The following is a 22619-nucleotide window of genomic DNA, read 5'->3' as shown; positions in this document are numbered from 1 at the left end:
CTGCACCCCTAGTGGGGTAGGGAAGCACTACTTCTAACCCGAAAAGGGGAAGAAGACACGTTGGCCGGTTTCTGCCGCTTTGTAGGCGGCGAGGCACATTTCCACCGAGAGGCGCCCTTCTTGAGCGGTGCACAACGGTTTACCGCTTTTGAAGGCGTCAATAAAGGGGCGGGCTACACCGGCAATCCGCTCTCCGTGAGAGGCAGGAATGGGAAGGCCGAGGTCTTGCCAGCCCAACTCGGCCTTGTCGCGCTGATAGAGTTTTACCCCGATAGGATGCGGAGGCTTGATCATGGCCGAAGGAGCGTCGCCATGATTCTGAATAATGACACCTCTGTCACCATATATCTCGGTGGTGTTCTCTCCGGCCAGAGTAACGCTGGAGTTATAAACTTCAGCAAACAGGCCATCCTCATAACGGTAGATGGCCACTCCGGTATCATCGGGAGCGACATGGGTTAACACGTTATCAATTTCTGCGATGACCGAAACGGGAGGTTTGCCTAGCATCCAGACGAGCCAATCGAGGGCATGGGTGGCGTCGTCAAAAAACATGCCGAAGTTGGTTTCGCGCAGAATGTGCCATCGGGTGGGGCCTTCCACGAAGTTTTTGTCAAAGAGCACGGGGATGCAGTGGCGACGCCGAATGGTTCCGACACGACCAACGGCACCCTCCTCGACCAGCTGCTTCATACGGATGTTTTGAGGGTCGCATCGCATTTGGAAGGCCATACTGAACCAGCATCCAGACCGTTCCACCGCGGCGATAATCCGATCGCAATCTGCCAAAGTGATGGCCATTGGCTTCTGTAGGAAAACAGCTTTCCCCGCTTCGAGGGCTGCGACGGCCAGATCGGCATGGCGGTTGGTTTCTGAGGCGATGATCACGCAGTCAATATCTTTGCGGTTGAGTACGTCCTCAAGATGCGGCGAGTAGGGGATGCCAAAGTGCGCTGCTTGGCGCTTCCCTCGCGACTCATCGCTATCCCAGCAGGCGATAAGTTGAGCATCATCAAACTGACGGATGCGCTCGGCATAGGCGTTCACATGTCCGTGGGCGAAAGAGAGAATGCCGATGCCGATACGGGCTTGGTTTAACATGGCGCATGGGTCTCCTTATGAGAGGCGTGATGTTCCGATGTGCTTTCGTTCGCCAAACAGGTCGTCATTTCCTACTCGGTAGCATCGAGTCTGTTATCCTCTTGCTGCACGGAGCTGGCAGTAAAGCAGGGAAAGAGCGTTCCATCCTCAAGCTGAAGCAGCAAGGTGCCATTTGAAGCGACCTCCACGGCGACGCCTCTAACCTGCCGTTCCCCGATAGAGACCGTATAGGCCGTGCCTTTTGTTCGGTCGTAGTATTGCCATCGGCGCATGACGCTCTCCGGGCCGCCGGCGGCATAACGTTCTGCCCACAACTTGAGAGAGATCGCTATCTGGGCCCCTAGCCACAGGGGAGTTATGCCTTGGATGCCTTCGCGGAGAAAGGAGGTGGCGCGTGAAGCCAGCTCCGGAGGAAACTCCCTAATGTACAGGTTTATGCCCACACCGATAAGAGGGATGTGTTCTCCTGTCGGCAGTTGGGCCAGTTCTATCAAGATACCCCCCGTTTTTCTGTGGTTGAGAAGGAGATCGTTGGGCCATTTGAGGCCGATATCGGGCTTAGACGGGGTCGGCCGGTTGGATATCGGGAGGCCCAGCGCCTTGAGGAGGGCACGATGGATCGACTCGGCGACGGCAACCCCGGCCAATATAGAGAGCATGGCAACTCTTTGTAGAGGCTCGTCATGAGGATGAGAGGGCATTGGGAACGTTTGGGGATAGAAGAAGGTGGCACAGAGGCTCTCGCCAGCACGGGCAAACCAGCTGCGGCCACGTTGGCCGCGTCCTTGGGTCTGTTCGTCGGCGAGAACGCCGTCCCAGCGCTGTAAGGCAAGTGGATCGGAATGAAGTAGATCGCGTGCCACGTCCATCGTGGAGGGAACGCTTGAAAGATGGTAGAGTGCCATGATTATAGCCCGATGCGGAAAACCCCCGCTTCGTGAGGCGGGGCTGAAAACACTGTGCCTCAAGTCCGCAGCGGAGAGGGTGACCATCCGCGTAGACCAGTATACTCTATTAACGACACCGTTCCCAGTCGGGAGGGGTGTGGGTGTATGAAGCAGCGGGGAGGCTTTGCGGTTGGGCGGGTCGGAGAGCCGAGTACCGTTGCTTTTCTGCCGGGGAGCGTCAGAGACTTGTCATGACGAAATCCATACCGATGTCGAGGGCGGGTGCGGAATGGGTGAGAGCGCCGATAGAGATGATGTCCACACCGGTAGCAGCCACCTCGGCGATCGTCTCTAAGGTAATTCCTCCGCTGGCCTCGACCATGGCTTGGCCGTTCACCAATGCAACCGCTGCACGCAGCTGCTCGGGGGACATGTTATCGAGAAGAATGACATCGGCGCCAGCATCGAGCGCTTCTTGCACTTGTTCGAGCGTGTCGCATTCTACGGTGACGCTCATAACATGCGGTGCACCGGTAAGGGCGGCACGAACCGCTTCTGTGATGGAACCGCAAGCGGCGATATGGTTATCTTTAATTAAGACGGCATCATAGAGGCCAAAGCGATGGTTGTGACCCCCACCGACTCGCACCGCATACTTTTCTAAGAGGCGAAGTCCGGGCGTTGTCTTGCGTGTGTCTACAATTCGTAGACCTTCTCGGCGGGCGGCTGCCACAAACTTTGCGGTGAGCGTGGCGATGCCGCTAAGACGTTGTACGAAATTAAGAGCCACTCGCTCCCCGGTGAGGAGGCTTTGGGCACACCCGGAGAGGATGGCAAGCGGCGTGTTCGCCTCCACCGAGTCGCCGTCCTGCACGATCAACTCCACCTGAACGCTGGGGTCGAGTTGACGATAGACTTCTTGAACAACCGGTAGGCCGGCGATGACCCCTGCAACTCGTGTAGTGATATTGGCCTTTGCACGGGCGGTTGAGGGGATCACGAGTTGCGTGGTGATATCTCCCGTGCCGATATCTTCCCTAAGAGCCTGTTGCACGATGGAGGCCAGACCGGGGAAATCTCTGAAGGGAGCGTAAGGGCTGGTCTCTTTGGATTTAGAAGAGAAGGCGTTCATAAAGATTGCGGCAGGAGACTCCCACGTTTAGGCGGGAGACGAATGCCACCCTCCTTTCTCAGAAAAACCTGCTATATATATACCCACGAAAGCTGCATCCTCAAGACGGCTGATGCCTACAAAGTTTCAGACCTCAGTCCTCCATAACGCCGATCTCCTCCTGTCTGGAAGACCCACAAAACCCTAGTCTCGGTACGGGGAACAGTTACCCGATTCTTTCCGCTTTCAATCGTCCTACGATCACCTCACATGGGGCCCGGTGCAGCAGCGCGTCCACAAGGCGATAGAAGATCTCTTCGTTTCCGGTATCGAGGTTTTGCCGACTAGTGGCGAACACGACACGCTCTACCTCATATTGTCGGATCATAGCAAGGGAGCCATCAATGAGATCGCGAACGCGCTCAATATGGGGTGTGGCTGTGACACCGGCATGTTTTGCGAAGTTCATGGCAACCTCCAGGGCGTGTTGTGCTTCATCCTCCTGTTCGCCGAGTGGGGTATTAAGAGGCAGGTCGCGGGGCACTTCGAGGAGAAAGACGAATGCGACCTCTGAACGGCGTGCGCGTGCCATTTGGGTGGCGAGCCACGCGCCGGGGGTTAGGTCAATTCCCGGTACAAGCAGCACTAGAAGCGATCTGCCTTTTGGGGATAGGGCTGTAGGAGAGGCATGTTGAGGCAATCTATGCAACGAGGCGCGTGCCTCTTCGACCGAGTTCGCGATAGGGAGTTGAGAACGGATACCAGGTACGCTTTTGATGACATTAAGAACATGTTCCGGTAGGTTCGCCACAATAATGCGTTTGCCGGCAGCCTCGATATCGCGCATGGCTTCGAGAAAGGTTTTGGCGCCCTCCTCGGAAATATCCTGAAGGTTGGCGCAATCTATGATGATGCCTTCGGGATGATCGTGGAGCAACATGCCGGCCACGGCGCGAATGGTCGGCCACTGGTTTTGCCGTAGCGAGCCGGAGAGGCGCACGACATCGTCCTGGGTTTCGATGATCATTTCACAGCCCCTGTTTGTTTCTGAGGGAGCAATGTTGGATTATTCAACATTTTGGGCGACGTTCCTTCCTCGCAGGGATGAAGGAAGTAGCGGACATTGGTCACCACAACGTCTTCTCTACCGAGCAGCGCCAGCTTAAGGCGGGCTGCCGACTGGCCATGTAAAAACGCATGCCACCATTTTGGGGGAACGAACTCTGGGATAACGACGGTGATGGTGGTGTTGGGACGTTCCAGGTGAATGGCATCAAGATAGCGCATAATCGGTTCGATGAGGGTGCGGTAGGGCGAGTTGAGGATCACAAGAGGCACATCATGTACCCATTGCTCCCAGCGTTGGATGAGCCGTGGTGTCTCTTCGGGGTTTACGCAGACATGGACGGCGCGGCAGTCACTGGATATCGAGCGAGCGTATTCCAGAGCTTGCATAACGCCACGATGCAGGGTGGGGACGAGCACGAGGACGATGTTTTTCTGAGGTTCTTTAGGAGGGCAGTAGTTATCGAGAGTTAACAGCTTGGCGACCTCTTCGTAGTGGGCATGGATTCTTTTGAAAAGATAGACCATGATGGGCACAAGAATTAAAACGATCCAGGCACCCTCAGGCGATTTTTCGATGATGAGGTCAATAAAGACCAAACCGGTGGCGACGGCGCCCAGGCCGTTGAAGAACGCCTTCACTTGCCAGCCTCGTACGACTTTGCGAAGATTGTACCAGTGCACGACCATACCGGCTTGAGAGAGGGTGAAGGCGGTGAAGACGCCGATGGCATAGAGGGGAATGAGAGCGTCCACGTTGCCTTTTTTCCATACGATGAGCAGGCTGGCAAAGAGACCCAGAAGCAAAATGCCATTGGTGAAGACCAGCTTATCGCCGAGGTTAGCCATCTGTTTAGGCATATAGCGATCACGGGCGAGGATAGAGGAGAGGCGAGGAAAATCGGCATAGCTTGTGTTGGCTGCCAGCACCAAAATGGCCGCAGTAAAGAACTGTGCGGCCCAGTAGAGGAACTGCCAGCGCCCTGTTTTGCCAAAGACGGTGCCGGATATCTGGTCTATTACGGCGGGGGCGGTCTGTCCGGCATGTTCCCAGTAGACCACGTGAAAATTCACGGCCAGGTAAGAGATTCCGAGCAGAATGCTTCCGAGAATGATGCCCATATAGATCAGCGTCCAAGCCGCGTTGTGCGATTTCGGTTCTCGGAAGGCCGGGATGCCGTTGCTAACGGCCTCGGTTCCGGTCATGGCGGAACATCCATTCGCGAAGGCGCTGAGCAGAAGGAAAAGTCCTACGGTTCCCATGGTGTTTGCCCCTGGCGATTGTGCCGTAGAGCCATCCCACCAACGCTGGTTAGCATACTGCGGGTGCACATGCCAGCCGAGAAAGGCATGCCCAAACACTCCTAAAAAGATCATGAGGTAGCACATGATCACGAAGCCGTAAGTGAAGATGGCGAACATCGAGCCGGATTCTTTGAGACCGCGGAGATTGGCCAAAGTGAGCAGGCCAATAAAGAGCAGACACCAAAGAACGAGATGATCGAAGTGAAGCCATTGCAGCCAGGGAGGAAGTGGCAGGCTTTCAAGGTTTTGAACTCCCGATGCAATGGATACGGCTACGGTAAGCACATAGTCTATGAGAAGGGCGGAGGCTGCGATGAGACCGGGCAGATCGGGCATAAAGCGGGGTTTTAGGTTATCTTTAGCGACAATGTAAGAGCCTCCTCCGTTGGGATAACCGTGTATCGTTTGCCAGTAGGAGGCGACGACTATCGCCAAGAGGATGACGATGAGGGTGGTGATCAGCATGGTGTAGTGTGAATAGAGCGGTTGCGCGCTGCTGATCCAAAGTCCGGCGCCGCCGAGCACAAGAAGAATCTCTTGCGTTGCATAGGCCACCGAGGAGATGGCATCGGAGGAGAACACCGGAAGGGCTAAAAATTTCGGTAGCAGGGTGTGCTCCATTTGGGAGGAGGAGAGCGGACGCCCAAGAAGGACGCGTATAAACCGTTTGAGGAGCGACGGCTGTGGCGGGGGCACCGGCTCCAACGGTGGGGTTGGCTCTTTTGAACTTATTTGTGGGTCTGACATGAATGTCCTCACAGCATGACTTGATGAGTTCTCTCTCTTAGAGGCCTATTGGCGCAAAACAGGCTTATTTCGTCCAAACATCAGAATATACCCTATAATTGGGCGAAAGAGGCGTTTTGTGCAAAACAAAGCTGTAGTTACATTTAGTGCGCGTGATCGCATTCGTGATGATCATGCTCGTGATGATTCGGGGGGTTCTCATTGGGCAGCGGTTCAAGGCGGCAGTAGGGTTCATCCGGTTGGCCACACCCACCGCATTCCGTTTCGATGGTTGCATGGCCTACCGAATAGCGCGTGGCCAGCATCTGTTTTGTCTTGCGAACGACATCGGGAGCCTGATCGATCTTCTCCTTATCTACGATGAGGTGGCAAGAGAGAGCCGTCATCCCATCGCCGATAGTCCAGACATGCAGATCGTGCACGTCGCTGACGCCGGGCACCGCCAGCATATGCCGGGTCATCTCCTCCACATTCAGCCCGCGAGGAGTGCCTTCGAGCAGCACATTGAGGCTGTCACGAATGATGCCCCATGAAGACCAGGCGATAAGCCCTGAGATGCCGATGGAGACCAGCGGGTCTATAAGAGTCCATTTGGTTATGGCGATCAGAATGCCGGCCAGGATCACCCCGATGGAGGCCACCGCATCCCCCACCATATGCAGGAAAGCGCTACGAACATTGAGGCTATGTTGCGAGGCGCGATGGAGGCCAACGGCGATGACGGTGTTCACCAACAATGCGATGGCCGCCACGATGATAACGGGAACGCCGGCTACCGGCTCCGGATGAAGTAGGCGTAGAAAAGCCTCTTTGAGAAGCCAGAGGGCGAGCACAAACAGCGTAGCGGAGTTAATGAAGGCCGCTAGGATGCCCACACGATGATAGCCGTAGGTTCGCATGGCATTGGCAGGCCGGCGTGCCACGCGAAGCCCATACCAGGATAGGGCCAGCGCCATGGCGTCGGTGAAGTTGTGACCGGCGTCGGAGATCAAAGCCAAACTGTTAGCCCACAAGCCGACACCGATTTCGATGGCGACGAAAAGAATCGTTCCCAGTAGAGAGAAGGCAAGCCGCCTCTCTCCAATGCCTGCTGCATGATGATGGGCGCAGCCGCCGTTTCCATGTGTCATCTTCTCACCGTTCCTATGATTATCGTTCGCCGTTATGACTTACTTCAGAAAGTTGACCGTAATTCCTAATAGAATGAGCACACATCCGATGAGGAGACCCTCGTAGTGTTCGAGCGGTTCCAGGTTAAGGCGTTTCATTCCTTGCAGGGTAAGCCAGATAAGGGTGAGCATCACTCCCACGGTGATTCCTACGAAAAGCAGGCTCATGAGGCTCAAAACGGCTATGGAGTAATTGGCACCGACGACGTAGAGCGGGAGAAGATCGAGGCATGGGGAGAGCACCATGCCCATAAAGAGCGTCGCGATGATGGCACTATCTCCTGAAGAGGTCGTCGGAACCGTTTCATGATGATGCCCCTTATGAGGCACAAGCGTTTGGAGCACGAAGACGACTCCTAAGCCGATGGTGACAATCGAGATGGCCGTTTTCTCCAGCTGGGGCGGCAGGTGGAGATAGGCCCAAACGTGTTTACCCGAGAGCGCGAGCAAGAAGCCAAGAATAACGGTTGCAAAGAGATGTGCAAACCCTGTTGCTGCGGCAACGCCAAGCGTGCGGCGTCCCGACCAGCGTCGCAGACGCCCCACAGCTACGAACGTAAGCCAATGGGAGGGCAAAAACCCATGCAAAACCGCCAGCACACAAGCCCCCAAAAGGAGCGCTCGTGCTGACGGATAGGCAAAATTAGCAATATGCATAGACTCTCTTGCTCACAGTAAAAGGCCGGTACGCCGGTGCAGCAAGAGTCCTCCTCGACTTACTGCTGTTCCCTCCTTTCAGTTTACCCTGTTTTAAACGATAGTTGTTTTGTGCCTTCTTTGATCATCGGTTTGGTTGGTTCGGTTTCTGGTCGGGCTTAATGGCAGGCTGGGCGGGTGGAGAGGCCGGCCTTATGGAGGGAGCGGCGGGCTGTTGCGAGGAGGGGAGAGAGGTGGGGGCAGCCGGCTCCTCGGATTTATGGTTTCCACCGAAGTTGCTGTTGGCAATGACCTGGGCGGCCATGAGCGTTTGCACCACGCGCATCACATCGTCTGATGCGGTAGTGGCTGCTGTATGGCCGTCGTTGCCGGCAGTCCCGAAGTTGATGAACTGCCCATTGGAGAGAGCTGCCGATATCTGGCGTGTTAATTCGGGAGCCAATTCAAGCCTGCGCAGCTCGAGGTAGGCCGGTCCGGCTTCGGCGAGGGCTTTCGCCTTCATTTGGATGGATTCGGCTTCTGCGGCCGCGATGGCACGAATGCGGGCAGCTTGCGCTCGACCCTCTGCCTCTTGTTTGATGACGGTCTGCTCGGCGTCGGCGCGCGCTTGAGTGATCTGGGTGGCGGCCAGTTCGGCCTCTCGTTGGGTGCGCACGGCCTGCATGCGCTCGGCCTCGGCGCGTGCAACGGCGGCGCCATTGGCGGCGATCTGCATATTCAGCTCGCGCTCCTGATCGTTGATCTTCTGCTGTGCAACGAGTTGGGCGATGCGGGCGCGTTGTTCCTCTTGCGCTTGCACCACGTCGGCGCTGGCTTTGGCGCGTGCTGCCGATTCGCGACGCCGCGCTTCGGCCACGTCGCTAAGCACAGCCTTGATGTTGAGGCTGTTGAAGGTAAGCCCAAGGTCTTGCAGTTTACGAGAGCAGGCTTCTTTAATGATCACAGCCAAGGCGTCGTCCTCTCCGCGTGCCAACACATCGCTAACGCCTGCAGGCACAAGCGAGGTGGTTGCCGCAGGAGAGGGGGCTGTTCGGGCGTTGAAGAGCTGGTCGAGGGTGAGGAGGTTTATGGCGCGTCGTCCGGCGGAGGAGAGCACGTCGGTGAGGGTGGAAAGCTGGTCTGCTGGCGGTTTTGAGAAGAACTTATTTGCCGCCGTGATCACCATCGAATCGCTTTCCCCGACGCTGACGATGGCAGAGGCTTTCACGTTCACCTTTACCGGGGCCGGTCTGCCATTGGCATCCACATCGGCAGTTTGGTCGGTGATGTCAATATCCACATTAATGGCTTGAGCCGGGATCACTTGGGTGGCGGTGAGGAGGGGAATGACCCAGGCCTTGCAGGGGCCGCGGTGAACCCGCGGAGGCCCTCCTCCGGGTCGGCTCACCAGCAGTATCTGGCCGGCATCTACCGTGCGGTAGAAGGCATTCACGATGATGGGGACGAGAATAATCACCGCTAAAAGCACGGCACAGGCGATGACGATCCACATAGTCGAGTTATCCATGTTTCTATCTCCTTATTTTATTTCAAACGGTCATGAGGACATCTCAATGCGACAACGAAACGGTGAGGCGCTCTTTCTTTTCATCTACCGACTCCACGCGCAGTCGGTCTCCAACATGCACGGGCATATGGCACTGTTCCGGGGTGAGATAGGCCATCATCTGCACGGCACGGCCATCGTGTTCTACCTGAACGATGCCTCGGCCGTTTTGAAAATTGGAGACGGCCACCGCCTCGGTAAACACCAAAGTGGTTAACGGAGAGGCCGGTGTGGCGCCAAAGCTGGTGAGCCAGTTCCAGTAGGGCCGAAGGACAAACCGTTCAAAGGCAATAGCGGGTAGAATGGCGCTCCATGCTGACAGCGTTGCCGAGAAGTGCAGACCTGCCATGAAGAGCACTCCGAAGGCGCCGTAGGCCGCCAGAAAGGAAAAGATAGCCCTTGGCGATGGAACAAGGCGCAGCCAGTTGGGCTTGCCCATCTTTGCCGAGATTTTGGCGACGGAGGGCGCATGAAGATGAACCCCGTGATGGGCACCAATCGGCGCATGGGGGGTGTGTACCGCATGGGAGAGCTGACCGCCATGGTGAAGGAACCCCGGAAGCGCCATGAGCACAAGCCCGATTAAGCCCGTAAACATCAGCACAATGAAAGTAATCATGGGCCTTTCCTCGCTGCAAAGAGCGCTCGCACCGATTTTCGTCCTTCACTTAGAATATCGAAAAAACGCGATTTTGGTTTCAATGGTTGAAATGTGTCGGCATCTCTTTGCAAAATGCTATTTCGCCATCGCTGCGGTGAGATTCCTTCTTTTGTTGGTTTTGAAGATAGGTTCTCGTAGGCCTCGCCGGTGTATCCTCTGCGCAAAGGTAGCTTGTGGGATTGGAGAGGTTTTTGGGATGGGAGATGCTCCAAGAGACCTAAGCAGGAACTCCTCTTGCAGAGGGCGAAACATACAGAAAGTCAAACTCTGTAGAGGGGAACTACAACGATGCGCGTCAACATTGAGAACCTAGCGCTGCTCTCTTCGCAATTCCGAGGCTATCTCGAAGGGGAGCGGGTAGACCAGTTTTTTGAGACCTACGGTATCAACTTCTCTGCCGGCCACTGGTGCGCCGGTGGGTTCAGCGATCGATTCTGCCGTTCCTATGCCGAAGTCCCCCTGGATGAGAGCGCGGTGGGGCAGATAGCCCGTGTGGCGGAGGCCGGTATAAAGGGGATCGAGTTGAACAATGAGATGTTTCTGGACGAGCATCTTCAAATTGATGATAATGCTATTCGTACTGTGAAAGAGGCTCTGCAGGCGCATAACCTGATCGCGACCAACATGAACACGAACATCTGGACAAGGGCGCGTTTTCGAATGGGCAGCATCACAAACCCCGATCCGGGGCGTCGTCGTGAGGCGCTGGACTACTGCTTACAGACGGTGGAGATCGCCAAGCGAGTGGGCACGCGCAGTGTGCAGCTTTGGCCCGGTTCAGATGGGTGGGACTACCATTTTGAGGTGAACTACGGAAAACAGCTCGATTGGTTTATCGAGGGGTGCGTGGAGATCGCTCGAAAGGCCAATGGCTATGGCCTGCTGTTTGGCACCGAGGCCAAGCAGAAAGAGCCACGGGAAGGCAATATGATCCTCAATACCACTGCGAAAGCCGCACTTGTTGCCAAGACGGTGAACGAGGCCTTGGGGACGACCGCAATGGGCGTGGTGATAGACTACGGCCACGAGCAGATGGTGGGCAACCAGCCTGCCGATAGTCTCTATTTGTTGAAGCGAATGGGAGTGCCCATTGCCAACTTCCATATCAATGCCGCAAAGTACAATTCGAACGACGAAGACCGTGTAACGGGCACCGACGACATCTGGCGCCTCGCCGAGTTCTGCTATGCTGCGGTAGATACGGGCTACGATGGTTGGTTTGGTGAAGACCAGTTTACCTACCGCATGGACCCGGTGCGTGCGATGCGGCTTTCAAAGGAGTTGTTTGCAAACGCAATGAAGAAGGCGCTTGCCATCTATTCCGTGCGTGATAGGTTACAGCAGGCCCAGGAGTCGGGCGAGGTGGCCAACGTAATTGATGTGGTGAAGCGCATTCTCACCTGCGAGTAGTTCAAACGGTTATGTATTGGCCAACGAGTCAACGGTATCGTCTTTTAGAGGGAGGAGGAAGGAGGCTGATTTGGTTCTTCCTCCTCCTTTGTTTGATGAGTTGCGGGGTCCCTAAGTCTTTGCGAAGAGAGAGGGCGTCAGGCCCTTTGAGCTTCTGCGACATCGCGCCACGTTGGTCTCACGATGGGCGTTATATCGCCTTTTTGCGCGCTCTGTCTGATGAACGGTACCAATTATGCGTGGTTGATGCCCGACTGCACCGGGTGGTTCCGTTGCTGCGACCGGAGATGATCAATCCCGATCGACCGTTTGACGCGAGTTGGGAGAGCTACAGTAGCCCCGATAGGCTCTCTTGGTCGCCTAACGATCGTCAGCTCGCCATCGAGCGCACAGAGTGGTTTCGGTTTGAGGATGGGGCATGGATGCCCGGCACAGGGTTATGGTTGCTGGATATCGCTAGCGGTGCCCTCGCCCCGCTCGCTCTGCATAAGACGCCCTATCACTCTCTTTTCTACTTCTACCATACCCCTGTATGGTCGCCCGACGGTCGTTATGTGGCTTTTGTCGGTGAGGGGATCAACGGGCAGAGAGCTATTTTTGTGCATCCGCTCCACGCCCATCAGCTGCCACAGGAGATACCACCTCGTTTCGATGTCTATACCCAAAGCGACTGGCCTGTCTGGCGCCCGACACTGCCCACCCGTGCCGACCCCCAACCCGTTTTAGCATTTCGGCAGGGCATTGTTCATGCTCTCGCCGCGCCTAACACCGAGACGATTCGGCGTCTGCAACCCGGAAGCGCACAACAGGGTGCGGCTGCTGAGATCGTGAGAGTACGCGCGAGAGACTATCTCGCGACGCTGCCGGCAAATCAACGCTCCTCCAATATCGCTCTGCGGATCGGCGACATCGTATGGAGACCCGACGGACGCGCTCTGGCCTTCGTGCTTACGCCGGACGCCCTCAATTTTCATCGGTATGAGATATGGACGGTGGATGCGCGGGGCAGGCATCTACGACGCATTAGCCCACGAGACGGAAAAGGCTATTTTGCGCCAGAATGGATCGGGCTAGACAAGGTAGGGGCGCTTTCTCCGCATGGCTCTCGCTTTGATGTTGTCGTGTTCGATCTCAGCACAGGGCGCCACTGGGTGGTGGGGACAATAGACAGCGCGGACATGGACTGGTCGCCCGATCGGTCCTATATTGTCTATGCCACCGCACGAAACCGCCCGCTCGGGGCGGGAGGAACGACGCTGAAACTGCTAGAAACCGGACTGTATGCAGCCACACAGGTGGCTTCGGCACGGGTTCCGATGGGGCTTCCGGCCAAAAAGGAGTAGCGCTATGCGTGTTTGCCGGCATATCATAGGGGTTTTTCTTTGTTATGTACTCGCAAAAGGTGCTGGTGCTTATGCGGCGGCGCCCCCCTCCTCCGAGGGGACGATTAGCTATCGTCTAAAGCCGATTTGGGGCAACACGCCTTATTTAGAGATCACGCTGAGAGTGCCCGAAGTGCAAAACCCCTGTTTGCAGATGCCTGTGTGGTGTCCGGGCGACTACCATGTGCAGAATTTTGCCCAATACGTTTCCCGTTTGCGGGCGGAAGACGGATACGGCCATGCATTGGCTATAAAACGGCTCGATGAAAACACCTGGCAAGTGCAGACGAATGTTGCGGAGGATGTCGTTATCTCCTATAGAGTTCCCCAAGAGCCGCCCGGCATTTTTTGTGAGAACGTGCAGATAAGGCCCGACCAGGTTTTCGTGAGCGGGACGGCCGCTTTCCTCTACGTGGTGGGTGAGAAAGAGTGCCCTACTCGACTCGAGGTGGATGCGCCCAAAGGTTGGCAGGTGATCGTGCCGCTCACACCCGAGCAGACGGCTGAAAGTGTTGTCTATAGTGCAGAGGACTACGACGCGCTCACCGATTCGCCGATTCTCATCGCTGCGCCTGCCGACCTGCTGATACAGCAGTTCGTGGTAGACGGTATTGTCCACCGCGTGATCTTTTTCGATCATCCGCAGGAGGTAACGGAGCCTCAGACCCTCACAAAGACTTTGCAGCGTATTGTGCAAGCGGAAGGGGAGATGATGGGAGGTCTGCCTTATTCGCAATACATTTTCTACTTCGATGTAGATGGCCGTGGAGGAGGGTTAGAACATCGAAACTCAGCGCGTTTGGTGTATCTACCGGAGGAGACCTTAACCGATTTCGCCGCGTTCGCCGCCCACGAGTTTTTCCATTTGTGGAATGTCAAACGGATTCGTCCGAAGGTGTTGGGGCCGTTCGACTACGTACATCCCCCTCATACACGCAGCCTGTGGTTTGTGGAGGGCGTAACGGACTATTTCGCTTGGCTATCTATTTTACGTGCGGGCCTCATTACACCGCAACAGTTTTTAGCTCACTGGCGGCGAGCTATTCAGAGCTACATGGCCAATCCGGCGCGGCTACAGGTAAGCGCAGAGCAGGCGAGCTGGCATGTGTGGGACGCCGGCAACAGTGAAGGCTACGAGGGGCTATCCTACTATGATAAGGGTGCGTTAATAGGTCTTTGTCTCGATCTTGAGTTGCGTTATGTGACGCACAACACGCGAAGTCTGGCCGATGTAATGCGCCTTCTTTTGCGTCGCTATGCCCCTCCACATGCTGGCTATACGGAAGAAGAATTGCGAAACGCTATCAATGAGGTGGCTGCAAGCGATTTATCTGACTTTTACAATAGGTTGATACAAACAACGGAAGAGATGCCCTTTGGCGCGTGCCTTGCTCATGCAGGACTAGATGCGGATTGTGAACCCATCCCAGGCGCTGCTGAGGAGGCTATTGCCCTTCGAGATAGGTGGCTAAAGGGACGTTAAGGCTCTATCATGGGTTTGAGGTCTTCTCTTTATGAGCTTGTCTCTGCAAACATCGGCAGGATAGAAGGAGCGGTTTGACGAACCTTCTTCCAAAAAAGCCTGAAGGAGTCTCGAAGTTTGAAACGATATGGGGTTGTTTGCCTGGGTACGCTGCTTCTGTTCGGCAGTTGTGGTAGGGGAGCAAAAGCCAGCTTTCCGCCGAAGCCTTTAGCGCACCGTGTGTTTCCCGCTAGCCGTTTTTCGATAGACAAGATTTTGGCTCGGCCTTATGATAGCACGGTTCCCTTCGGGGCCTCTGGGGATCGTGTTTGGGCCACAAGCCCGCAAGGATGGGCGTTTCGTGATGGGGTGCAGCTACTTTACATCACCAATCTCGATGCTTTTGACCTTGACGTAGCCGCAGACGGTCAATCGTACATCGTGCAAAGAGCGACATACACTCCAAGCCATGTGCATATGGTGGGGGCGCCTGGAACGCTGTTAAAAGCAACGGCCTCCTTTACTTATGTTATAGACAATGCCCAGAATCCGTTAACTCCCCCCTTTGTGCCTGAAAAGCGATGGACTTGTTGGTCCAGCGGGCATCGGGTGGATACGTACACGGTCGCTCTGGGTGGCTTGCGAAAGCTCACCGGTTTAGACCTCTATTTTTACAACGACGTCCCACGAGGTGGGGGATGTGCGCCGCCGGCGCAGATGGAGGTTCTATTCTATCGGCATGGGCGATGGGTGCCTTGGGGGCACCTTTTAACAGACCTGAAGCCGGATAAAAACACCCTGCGTTTCGACCCGCCCCAGCTGGCAGAAAGGGTGCAGCTGGTATTTCATCATCGTGGGACAAATCTATATACCGGGCTGTATGGTTTTGACCCGCACTATGCGCCCGAAGCAAAGCAGCAAGAGTTTCACTCTCCATTGCACATCGAAGGGGACAAGTGGATCACTCAGAACGATGTGCTGGTCGCAGAAATTCGGGTGACAAACCCCTCAACAACGGCGCATCCTTTTTCCATCGTGATGTCATCCGGTTTAAAATCGGCCTCCGATCGCTTTAAGGAGATGCGAAGCATAGATGGCTATCCGGTATGGTTAGAGGCCGTTGGGTTCGATGGGAAGGGGGAGGGAATTCGTTTTACCGAGCAAATTCCTGCCAAGACCGCGAGACGTTTTCTTTTCGCCTGTGCGCTTGCAACCTCTCGCTCGGGTGCGCACGAGAAGCTAGAGGCTGAATTACACTCTATTCATCCTTTAGCACAGCAAGTGGCGGCCTATCAGGGGTGGTTTGACAAGAACATCGCCTACTTTGCCTGCAGCGATCCCCTTATAACGAAAATGTATTACCATCGTTGGTACTTACTGAAAAAGAACAGCATGAACCCACGCATGGGGCACCTTATGTATCGCGCCTTCTCGGAGGGGCGTTGGACTTCCGACTGGTATGCCAACGTGATCTCTTACGGGGCCGGGCATCAGATGTATGAGGCGCGGTGGTTGCGTGACCCCTCCTACTGTTGGGGGCATCTGTTGACTTTTGTAAGCAATCCTCGTCCTGACGGCATCTATCCGAGCCATGTAACCTTGCAGGGACAGCAAGGAGGGCAGTACACAGACTGGATCACCTCTTGTGCCTGGGGGTTGAACGAGGTACATCCGAACAAAGCTCTCCTGGCAAAGATCGCCCCGGCTCTCGAGCGCAACGTGGAGGGGTGGCAGAAGGTTTACGGTTGGGGCGGCAGTCCGCTTTTGGTAGTAGATAGCCATTGGTGGACGGGCATGGAGTGGCAGCCAGCCTTCTTTTCGTTTGCCCATTATGAGACCGGAGGCGGAGCAGGCACCGATCCGAAATACATGACTCCGCTGCGCCGTGTGGACCTCACGGCCTACAACTACGGTAATGCGGTGGCGGTGGCCAAAATTGACCGGTTATTGGGGCGCAACGCCCAAGCCGAGAAGATGGAACAGTTGGCGAAGGCCATTCGTGAGGCTGTTATCGAGAAAATGTGGGATGCAAAAGATCACTGGTTTGTGGACTTACGGGCTTCAGATGATGCGCCTTCGCCGGCTTTGGAGGTGATCGGTCTCTATCCGTTCGCTTTTAATCTTCCACCCGCGGGTAAGGGCTACGAAACGGTTTGGGAAACGGCGCTGAACCCCAATCTCTTTTGGACGCCATGGCCGATCGCATCTACGGCAAAGAGTTGCCCCGCCTACTCTCAAGATGGCTGGCCCGTTGGCCCTGGAGGAAGCGTGTGCATGTGGAACGGGCCCACATGGCCTCATGCCAATAGTTTAGTGATGCGGGCGATGACAAACACCCTGCGCCACTACGCTCCTTGTGCGCTCACCCGTCAGAAGCTTTACGAGCTTTTCTACTCGTTTACGAAGGCGCAGTATAAAAACCAGAATCCGCTCTACCCATGGACGGGCGAGTTCTACAATGGGGAAACGGGGCAATGGAAAACCGATCAGCGGGATTACTTCCACTCCACATGGATCGATCCGTTAATCAGCGACCTCATTGGGTTTGTTCCGCGTGCCGATGACGTTCTTGAAATAGACCCTCTGTTGCCGGATGGGGCATGGCGTTGGTGGATTTTAGATGGACAAGCCTATAGAGGGCACGACATCACCCTCGCCTACGATGCGGAAGGTGGCCATATCGCGAAAGACTTTCGCGGGTTTGCCGTCTATCTAGATGGCAAGCAGATACTGCATACAGCCCATCCGGTGCATTTTCTTTACGATATGCAACGGCACAAGCTTTTAACCCCTCCCTAAATTCAAAGCCCTAAGCTAGGCGCGATGGACTGGAGGGCTTCAATGCAGTTGGCGATATGCTCTTCAAGAGGAATACCAAGCTCCTCGGCTCCACGCACAATGTCTTCTCGGCTGACGTTTCTGGCGAAGCCGCTCTGCCGCATTTTTTTGAGCACGGAGTTCACTTCGACCTCGGCCAAAGTGCGAGAAGGACGGGTGTAGGCCACGGCGAGAATGAACCCACAAAGCTCATCTACGGCATAGAGAGTTTTGGCCAGGAGGGTGGTGCGAGGAATATGAAGATACTCCGCATGGCCTCCGATCGCCTCGATCATCTCCGGAGGCCAGCCCTGTTCGGCGAGCACTTTCATGCCGACGGTGGGGTGCTCGGGCGGATCGGGATTGCGTTCATAATCAAAATCGTGTAGAAGTCCGGTATTGCCCCAAAGCTCCTCATCCTCACCGAATTTGCGCGCATAGAAGCGCATGGCGGCTTCTACTGCAAGCATATGTTTGCGAAGGCTTTCGCTTTGCGTCCATTCGGTTACCAGCTGCCAAGCGGCCTGTCGGTCGTGCATAAGATAGTCCTTACCTCTGCAGATGATAGCTCATCATTTAATTATACTGTTTCGCGAGAAGGATGTTGTCTGTAACCTTCAGGGCAAGCCGGCAGCGGGATGGAAGTAGCATTGTCTATTCTATTGCCTCATCATACCGCAGCAAGAGACGCCACTCCCCCGTTTGCATGTTCAAACCATACACATAGTGCCAGTTCCATGCATACACATAACCGTCCTCCCCAAACACAAAATCCCCTATCCCATGCATCGCCTCACCCTTCCCATATTCCTCCTTCCGCTTATAATACGGCAAACGATACAGTATCTCCCCCTCCTCTTCTCCCACTTCCCAACGATAAATCACACGACCATCAGTCCCATAAATCCGCCCGTCCGTACCCAGAAACCATGACCAGCTATGATAATCCCTCCAACTCACCGGCTCCTCCCCAAGCACAAAAACCACTCGCTCCCAACGACGCTCCTTCACCCAATAACGATAGACCTTCCGTTCCTGCACAGAACCCGATGGCGTGCCCTCCGAGGAAGAGGAATCTGCGGACCTCTCTTGACCAAACAGATTAACAAATTGATTAAAAGGATAGTACAAGGCGCCCTGTGGGTGCCATAACAGACTGGCACCTCCTACTATGTCCGAAGAGTAGGTTGTAGGGACTTCCTTTGACCGGTTTTGCTTGGCCTTTTTCCTGCTCAGAGGAGTTCTGCACAGGTGCCATAAAACCTCGAAGCGTCTTTGGGGGATGTGGTAGCCGAACAGCACCCCCTCCCCATGCTCCCCTCCGGCATCCGTCATGCCGTACAGCCAGCCATCCGCTCCTAAAACCAGTGCCTCCAACGGATGGGCGCCCTCCGGCCCCGCAAAACTGTGCAGTATCTGCATCTGTTTGCTCTGCAGGTCGAAGCGATACAGGGTGCCGGCATTGTGTTGGCCTCCGAACAAACTCACCCCGTAGAGGCCTCCCTCCTCCGTCCAGACCGGCAATCCGATGGGGTGTCGTGGCCCTCCCTCTTCTCCTTGGTAGAGCACCTCGACGGTTTGGGTGTTGGGGTCGAGGGCGTAGAGGGTTCCGGTATCGAAGTCTCCTCCTCGGAGGGTAATGCCGTAGAGGGTGCCGTTGGGGGCCCTTCGGAGGCCGGCTACCGGTTGGCCTGCAGGGTCTGCTGCAAAGGGATGGACGATTTGTGGGGGTTGGTTAGGGGAGAGATTGAGGAGGAGTCCTTGTTGGGCTTGGCCTCCGTTGAGGGTGGTGAGATGTCCTGTAGGGGAGGCACCGGTGCAGAGGCCGTAGCGTGGGGTGAAGGGATAGCGAGGTTGGGGGTCTCGTTGCCAGAGGATGTCTACGGTTCCTTGAAAGACCCCTGCCAGTCCGAGGAGTTGGGTGTGGGCGGCCATAAATTCGAGGACATCGGGGGGAATGGTGAGGGCCGCGGGGCTAGGTTGTTGGGGGAAATGGGGCGGGAGGAGGGTGAGAACAAAGAAGGAGGGGTAACCGCCCAAGTTGACAGATCGTGTTCTGCCGATGGCGTTCTCTCCGTAGGTGCGGAACTGTTGGTGTGTGAGGAGCAGATAGAGGTCGGCATCGTAGGAGAGGAGGTAGTTAAAGGGGGCAATCTGTTTTGGGAAATCGGGGTCGCCGTACTGCCAGAGGATGCAGGCTTGGGGGTGATGGGCAAGCCATTGGGAGACGATGCGTTGATGGTGGTGTCCTTTTGCCCGTATCGTCTGGCTTTCGATTTCGCTCAAGGTTTGTAGGTCGGATATTCGAGGGCTAAGGAAGGCACAGAAATCCGTCCAGTGGTCATCAGTATCCCAGTCGAAGGTGTCGAGGTATTGTGGTGGGAGGAAAGAGAAGAAGTGTCCGTGTTCGAGGGTATGGTGTTTAAAGAAGAAGAAGCTGAAGCCGTCGACGGGTGCGGGGTATGCTTCCTTGAGGAGGAGCTTCTCGAACGCGATTTTATTGGGTTGGAAGGGCAGAAGGACTTCTTGGATGTTTGGGTACATAGGGCGATCTTCCCATAGGCTAGCTTCAAGGGTTATTATACCTATTCTCCTTCCTATCTTTAGGCGGATGGAGGACGCAGGCCTCCTCTCCGGTGACCTCCACATTCCATCGAACTGGGGGTGGTATACTGCTTAGTACAGTCAGCAAGGGTATTAAGTGGTGTTAGAGCCGGAAAACAAGCAAGGGATCGTCTATCTTATCGGCGCAGGGCCGGGAGACCCTGGTCTATTGACACTGCGCGGGCGGGAACTATTGGCGCAGGCGGATGTGGTGGTTTACGATAGGTTGGTGCATCCGGCGGTGTTGGACTATGCGAGGCCGGAGGCGTTGCGTGTCTTTGTGGGGAAGGCCAGCGCAAGGCATACGCTAACTCAGGAGGAGATCAACGCCCTACTGATTCGACATGCCCAGGAAGGGAAGCGAGTAGCTCGTTTGAAGGGAGGCGATCCTTTTGTCTTTGGGCGAGGTGGAGAGGAGGCTGAGGCTTGCCGAACGGCAGGAGTGCCTTTTGTTGTGGTGCCCGGAATCACCTCGGCCATTGCGGCACCGGCCTATGCAGGCATTCCTGTGACGCATCGTGATGCAGCCTCCTCTTTCTGTGTGATCACAGGCCACGAAAGGGAGGACGGTAAAGAGTCGGGACGACGTGCAGCTGGGCAGGCAGAGGGACGTAGGGACTGGGCGCGTTTGGCGCACGCCGCGGATACGCTCATTTTTTTAATGGGGGTTGAGGCGCTGCCAGAGATTGTGGCGCGCTTGCAAGAGCACGGGCGAGAGCCGGAGACCCCTATCGCACTGGTACAATGGGGAACGTGGCCTCAGCAGAGAGTGGTTAGTGGCACACTGGCCGATATTGTGGAACGCGTACGCGAAGCGGGCTTGAGACCTCCGGCCGTTTGCGTGGTCGGTGAGGTAGTTCGTTTGAGGGGACGATTACAGTGGTTCGACGATCCGCGGCGACAACCTCTTTTTGGAAAGCGGATCGTGGTTACGCGAGCGCGAGAACAGGCAAGTGGCCTTGTGGATATGTTACGGACCCGCGGCGCTGAGGTGCTGGAGTATCCTACCATCCGGATCGAAAAATTAAAGGATATGACCGAGTTAGATGGGGCCTTGCAGAGCCTAGAGCGCTACGCCTGGATGGTTGTTACCAGTGTAAACACCGTTCCTGTGATAGCCGAGCGCCTAGAGGCTTTAGAGCGCGATGCACGTGCTTTCGCGATGACCAAAGTCGCAGCGATTGGCCCGGCGACGGCAAGCATTTTGCGAGAGAAGCTGGGAATACGCGCCGATTTCGTGCCTACGGAGGCTGTGGCTGAAGCGTTGATAGACCAGTGGCCAGATAGGGAAATGAGGGGCAAACGGGTGTTCTTACCACGTGCCCGAGAGGCACGGGAGATGCTGCCGGAGCGGCTGCGCGCTATGGGAGCGATAGTGGATGTCATCCCCGTTTATGAGACGGTGGCTATGGAGCAGCCGGAGACTCTGTTAGAGGATTTGAGGGCGGGAAATATAGATGCCATAACCTTCACCGCTTCTTCTACCGTAAAGAATCTCATGCAGGCGCTCGCTATCGGGTCGGCTGAGAGCAACCTCGGGGCATATCTCAAGGGGGTATGTCTGGCGGCGATCGGGCCGGTGACCGGGCAGACGTTGAAAGAATATGGTTTTGAACCGACAATCGTAGCTGAGGAGCACACCATGGCGGGGCTTGTGAAGGCTTTAGAGAGCTACTTTGCAAAGAGAGGCAAAGGCGATGGATAGGCTGATCGAACGTCCACGTCGGTTACGACGTACGGAGGCCTTGCGACGACTTGTGCGAGAAACATGGGTACTGCCCTGTGACCTTCTCTACCCGATGTTTGTTACAGAGGAGACAGAGAGTCGAGAGATTCCCTCGATGCCGGGCATTTGGCGATACACCCTAGACGACATCTGTCGAAAAGTGGAGGAGGTGATTCGGGCAGGTATTGAAGCGGTGATGTTGTTTGGCATTCCCCTAGAGAAGGATGAGATGGGAAGCCAAGCTTATCAGCCAACAAGCATAGTGCCCCGTGCCATTCGCGCGTTGCGCAAAAATTTCGGTGATTCGCTGCTCATTGTGCCCGACGTGTGCCTTTGTGAGTATACGTCGCACGGGCATTGCGGGGTGATTAAAGAGGGCGAGGTGCAAAACGACCCCACGTTGGAGTTGTTGGCGCGTGCTGCGGTCTGCTATGCGGAAGCCGGGGCGGATATCGTTGCCCCTTCGGATATGATGGATGGGCGTGTGGCCGCCATTCGTGAGGCGCTTGATGCGAACGGTTTTACGCAGGTAGGCATCATGGCCTATAGCGCGAAGTATGCAAGCGGTTTTTACGGGCCCTTCCGTGAAGCCGCAGGAAGCGCCCCACAGTTCGGCGATCGGCGCAGCTATCAGATGGACCCGCCGAACCTACGCGAGGCGATGCGCGAGATAGCGCTGGATATTCGGGAGGGAGCCGACATCGTGATGGTGAAGCCGGGACTGGCCTATCTGGATGTGCTGCGCATTGCCCGCGAGCGCTTCGATGTGCCGCTCGCCGTTTATAATGTTTCAGGAGAGTATAGCCTCGTGAAGGCTGCAGCGCTGAACGGTTGGATAGAGGAGGCGCGCATCGTAGAGGAGATTTTGACCGCTTTCAAACGCGCAGGTGCCGACATCATCCTGACCTATCATGCGCTGGATTACGCTCGGCGTTGGCAGGAAAAACATGGCGAAACCAAATCCTAGAT

The 22619-nt window shown here is 55.7% G+C and carries 17 protein-coding genes; 6 read left to right on the top strand and 11 right to left on the bottom strand.

Annotated elements, in window-relative coordinates; genetic code table 11:
* Positions 1–33 precede the first annotated feature (33 nt).
* The 9 genes from VKV18_RS10445 to VKV18_RS10405 all read right to left on the bottom strand — a co-directional run bounded on the left by VKV18_RS10445 (position 34) and on the right by VKV18_RS10405 (position 10207).
* A complete protein-coding gene (locus VKV18_RS10445; protein WP_324204149.1) occupies positions 34–1101 on the bottom strand; it encodes a Gfo/Idh/MocA family oxidoreductase in 1068 nt (355 codons plus the stop codon).
* A gap of 71 nt (positions 1102–1172) precedes the next feature.
* A complete protein-coding gene (locus tag VKV18_RS10440; protein WP_324204148.1) occupies positions 1173–2006 on the bottom strand; it encodes a biotin--[acetyl-CoA-carboxylase] ligase in 834 nt (277 codons plus the stop codon).
* A 220-nt stretch (positions 2007–2226) separates the two neighbouring features.
* The gene (gene nadC / locus VKV18_RS10435) at positions 2227–3120 is read right to left on the bottom strand and encodes a carboxylating nicotinate-nucleotide diphosphorylase (RefSeq protein WP_324204147.1); all 894 of its coding nucleotides are present in this window, start codon (positions 3118–3120) and stop codon (positions 2227–2229) included.
* 205 nt (positions 3121–3325) lie between these two features.
* Complete coding sequence (locus VKV18_RS10430) at positions 3326–4126, bottom strand: STAS domain-containing protein (RefSeq protein WP_324204146.1); 801 nt, start codon at positions 4124–4126, stop codon at positions 3326–3328.
* Positions 4123–6216: an APC family permease gene (locus VKV18_RS10425; RefSeq protein ID WP_324204145.1), complete on the bottom strand. Its 2094-nt coding sequence runs from the start codon at positions 6214–6216 to the stop codon at positions 4123–4125. The genes VKV18_RS10430 and VKV18_RS10425 overlap by 4 nt, the downstream gene beginning before the upstream one ends.
* 143 nt (positions 6217–6359) lie before the next feature.
* Positions 6360–7346: a cation diffusion facilitator family transporter gene (locus VKV18_RS10420; RefSeq protein WP_324204144.1), complete on the bottom strand. Its 987-nt coding sequence runs from the start codon at positions 7344–7346 to the stop codon at positions 6360–6362.
* A gap of 39 nt (positions 7347–7385) precedes the next feature.
* The gene (locus VKV18_RS10415; protein WP_324204143.1) at positions 7386–8042 is read right to left on the bottom strand and encodes a hypothetical protein; all 657 of its coding nucleotides are present in this window, start codon (positions 8040–8042) and stop codon (positions 7386–7388) included.
* A gap of 124 nt (positions 8043–8166) precedes the next feature.
* The gene (locus VKV18_RS10410) at positions 8167–9549 is read right to left on the bottom strand and encodes a hypothetical protein (RefSeq protein ID WP_324204142.1); all 1383 of its coding nucleotides are present in this window, start codon (positions 9547–9549) and stop codon (positions 8167–8169) included.
* Between the two features lie 43 nt (positions 9550–9592).
* Positions 9593–10207 carry a hypothetical protein gene (locus VKV18_RS10405; protein ID WP_324204141.1) on the bottom strand — a complete coding sequence of 205 codons (615 nt, stop codon included), beginning with the start codon at positions 10205–10207 and terminating at the stop codon, positions 9593–9595.
* Positions 10208–10537: 330 nt separating this feature from the next.
* On the opposite strand from VKV18_RS10405, the gene VKV18_RS10400 reads away from it, so the two are divergent.
* The 4 genes from VKV18_RS10400 to VKV18_RS10385 all read left to right on the top strand — a co-directional run bounded on the left by VKV18_RS10400 (position 10538) and on the right by VKV18_RS10385 (position 17302).
* Positions 10538–11659 carry a sugar phosphate isomerase/epimerase family protein gene (locus VKV18_RS10400; RefSeq protein WP_324204140.1) on the top strand — a complete coding sequence of 374 codons (1122 nt, stop codon included), beginning with the start codon at positions 10538–10540 and terminating at the stop codon, positions 11657–11659.
* Positions 11660–11805: 146 nt separating this feature from the next.
* Positions 11806–13002 carry a hypothetical protein gene (locus VKV18_RS10395; RefSeq protein WP_324204139.1) on the top strand — a complete coding sequence of 399 codons (1197 nt, stop codon included), beginning with the start codon at positions 11806–11808 and terminating at the stop codon, positions 13000–13002.
* Positions 13003–13006: 4 nt separating this feature from the next.
* The gene (locus VKV18_RS10390; protein ID WP_324204138.1) at positions 13007–14524 is read left to right on the top strand and encodes a hypothetical protein; all 1518 of its coding nucleotides are present in this window, start codon (positions 13007–13009) and stop codon (positions 14522–14524) included.
* Between the two features lie 117 nt (positions 14525–14641).
* Positions 14642–17302: an MGH1-like glycoside hydrolase domain-containing protein gene (locus VKV18_RS10385; protein ID WP_324204137.1), complete on the top strand. Its 2661-nt coding sequence runs from the start codon at positions 14642–14644 to the stop codon at positions 17300–17302.
* A gap of 2 nt (positions 17303–17304) precedes the next feature.
* Here VKV18_RS10385 and VKV18_RS10380 read toward each other — a convergent pair whose 3' ends face one another.
* Together VKV18_RS10380 and VKV18_RS10375 are read right to left on the bottom strand one after the other, a co-directional pair.
* A complete protein-coding gene (locus VKV18_RS10380; protein ID WP_324204136.1) occupies positions 17305–17859 on the bottom strand; it encodes an HDIG domain-containing metalloprotein in 555 nt (184 codons plus the stop codon).
* Between the two features lie 115 nt (positions 17860–17974).
* Positions 17975–19864, bottom strand: a complete 1890-nt coding sequence (locus VKV18_RS10375; RefSeq protein ID WP_324204135.1) for a choice-of-anchor tandem repeat GloVer-containing protein — start codon at positions 19862–19864, stop codon at positions 17975–17977.
* A 160-nt stretch (positions 19865–20024) separates the two neighbouring features.
* Between VKV18_RS10375 and cobA the strand changes: the two genes are divergently transcribed.
* Both cobA and hemB read left to right on the top strand, forming a co-directional pair.
* The gene (cobA, locus tag VKV18_RS10370) at positions 20025–21629 is read left to right on the top strand and encodes a uroporphyrinogen-III C-methyltransferase (RefSeq protein WP_324204134.1); all 1605 of its coding nucleotides are present in this window, start codon (positions 20025–20027) and stop codon (positions 21627–21629) included.
* On the top strand, positions 21622–22617 hold the full coding sequence (gene hemB / locus VKV18_RS10365; protein WP_324204133.1) for a porphobilinogen synthase: 996 nt from the start codon (positions 21622–21624) through the stop codon (positions 22615–22617). Before cobA ends, hemB begins: the two co-directional genes overlap by 8 nt.
* Positions 22618–22619 lie beyond the last annotated feature (2 nt).

The organism is Chthonomonas sp., from assembly GCF_035294505.1.
Classification (GTDB): domain Bacteria; phylum Armatimonadota; class Chthonomonadetes; order Chthonomonadales; family Chthonomonadaceae; genus Chthonomonas.
Note: the sequence above shows the minus strand (reverse complement) of the source record. Positions and strands in the feature narration are given on the sequence as shown.

Coding starts and splice junctions, on each gene's coding strand:
- VKV18_RS10445 (WP_324204149.1), bottom strand. CDS start 1,101: ATGTTAAACCAAGCCCGTATCGGCATCGGCATTCTCTCTTTCGCCCAC.
- VKV18_RS10440 (WP_324204148.1), bottom strand. CDS start 2,006: ATGGCACTCTACCATCTTTCAAGCGTTCCCTCCACGATGGACGTGGCA.
- nadC (WP_324204147.1), bottom strand. CDS start 3,120: ATGAACGCCTTCTCTTCTAAATCCAAAGAGACCAGCCCTTACGCTCCC.
- VKV18_RS10430 (WP_324204146.1), bottom strand. CDS start 4,126: ATGATCATCGAAACCCAGGACGATGTCGTGCGCCTCTCCGGCTCGCTA.
- VKV18_RS10425 (WP_324204145.1), bottom strand. CDS start 6,216: ATGTCAGACCCACAAATAAGTTCAAAAGAGCCAACCCCACCGTTGGAG.
- VKV18_RS10420 (WP_324204144.1), bottom strand. CDS start 7,346: ATGACACATGGAAACGGCGGCTGCGCCCATCATCATGCAGCAGGCATT.
- VKV18_RS10415 (WP_324204143.1), bottom strand. CDS start 8,042: ATGCATATTGCTAATTTTGCCTATCCGTCAGCACGAGCGCTCCTTTTG.
- VKV18_RS10410 (WP_324204142.1), bottom strand. CDS start 9,549: ATGGATAACTCGACTATGTGGATCGTCATCGCCTGTGCCGTGCTTTTA.
- VKV18_RS10405 (WP_324204141.1), bottom strand. CDS start 10,207: ATGATTACTTTCATTGTGCTGATGTTTACGGGCTTAATCGGGCTTGTG.
- VKV18_RS10400 (WP_324204140.1), top strand. CDS start 10,538: ATGCGCGTCAACATTGAGAACCTAGCGCTGCTCTCTTCGCAATTCCGA.
- VKV18_RS10390 (WP_324204138.1), top strand. CDS start 13,007: ATGCGTGTTTGCCGGCATATCATAGGGGTTTTTCTTTGTTATGTACTC.
- VKV18_RS10380 (WP_324204136.1), bottom strand. CDS start 17,859: ATGCACGACCGACAGGCCGCTTGGCAGCTGGTAACCGAATGGACGCAA.
- VKV18_RS10375 (WP_324204135.1), bottom strand. CDS start 19,864: ATGTACCCAAACATCCAAGAAGTCCTTCTGCCCTTCCAACCCAATAAA.
- hemB (WP_324204133.1), top strand. CDS start 21,622: ATGGATAGGCTGATCGAACGTCCACGTCGGTTACGACGTACGGAGGCC.